Source organism: Rossellomorea vietnamensis (assembly GCF_001305855.1).
Taxonomy (GTDB): Bacteria; Bacillota; Bacilli; order Bacillales; family Bacillaceae_B; genus Rossellomorea; species Rossellomorea vietnamensis_A.
The window spans coordinates 1-1,382 of the sequence record NZ_LIXZ01000049.1; the positions used below are offsets into that span (position 1 = coordinate 1).

A 1,382-nucleotide genomic window follows, 5' to 3' on the forward strand; every position below is an offset into this window, starting at 1 on the left:
GGTTCTATAATATTTGTTGGGGTTCTTACACAATTAGAAGACATAAAAAATGCACGTAATCGCCCAGTCTTTTATACTTGAATTGTCGAGAAACAAGTAAAGATTGGAGATACGTGCATAATGAATTCTACCATAATGTTGCCTGGTTTTGAAGAAGTAAACATCATGAAAATGGAGGAAGTGGATGAGCGACTTTGTTTACATATAGAGCTTCCTCTTATCTCACACAAATGTCCAGAATGTGCGGCCAGCACAATGAAAGTTCATGATTACCGGATCCAAAAGATTAAMCATCTAAAGCTGTTTGAAAGACACACGCTTCTTTTCTACAGAAAGAGACGCTATGTTTGCCCTTGTGGAAAAAGATTTGCGGAAAATAACCCCTTTGTGGAACGATACCAACGGTTATCCGTAGAGTTTAATCAGGCTTTAAAGATCCGAAGTATTAAGGGGAAGACTTTTAAAGAAACGGCAGAAGTGTATGGGACTTCGGCTTCCACTGTGGTAAGGCGCTTTGATCAATTGGCAGAAGTTACGGTCAACGAAGAAGCGAAAGAACTGCCTAAGGTTATAGCCATAGATGAGTACAAAGGGGACACAAAAGAAGGAAAATATCAGCTCATTATCGCGAATGGGATCACTAGAGAACCAATCGATATCCTTCCCAATCGTTATAAAGACACCATTAAACACTACCTAAGAAGATATGGCTCTCAAGTGGAGGTGGTCGTAATGGATATGAGCCATTCGTTTAAGGCAGCTGTACAACAAGCTCTGGGTAAGCCCGTCATTGTGGCCGACCGATTCCACTTTGTCCGTTATATTTATTGGGCACTCGATGGTGTGAGAAGAAGGATCCAATCTAGTTGGCATGACTATGATCGGAAGAAATGTAAAAAGATGCGGCATGTGTTTTATAAGAGGTCAGATAAATTAAATGAGAGCGATCAGTGGTACCTTCAAAGGTATCTCGAGATGTCCCATGAACTCAAACAGGCATATGAACTTAAAGAGAGGTTTTGTCAGTGGTTTGACAAAGCAAAAATGAATGGGGAAGAAAACATCCTTAAGACAAAAAACGCCTTATATGACTTCTACGAAGCGATTGATGAGGCTGGAATTCCAGAATTCCAACGTTCTGCCCAAACACTAAAGAATTGGCAAAATGAAATATTGAATAGCTTTCGATATAACTATTCAAACGGGTTTTTAGAGGGCATAAACAACTTAACGAAAGTGATGAAACGAAACGCATTTGGCTTTAGAAGCTTTCTTCGTTTTCGAGCAAAGATTTTACTGACACATAAGTATAAAAGAATGGGCACGCATATTGGATAAGGGTGAAGCAAAACTCACTTCACCCCAACAATTGACGTTGAACC

Annotated in this window: 1 protein-coding gene; it reads left to right on the forward strand. The window is 39.8% G+C overall.

Translation table 11 applies throughout. From position 1 onward, the window contains the following. Positions 1 to 120 precede the first annotated feature (120 nt). Complete coding sequence (locus AM506_RS21620) at positions 121 to 1,338, forward strand: ISL3 family transposase (protein ID WP_060675133.1); 1,218 nt, start codon at positions 121 to 123, stop codon at positions 1,336 to 1,338. Positions 1,339 to 1,382 lie beyond the last annotated feature (44 nt).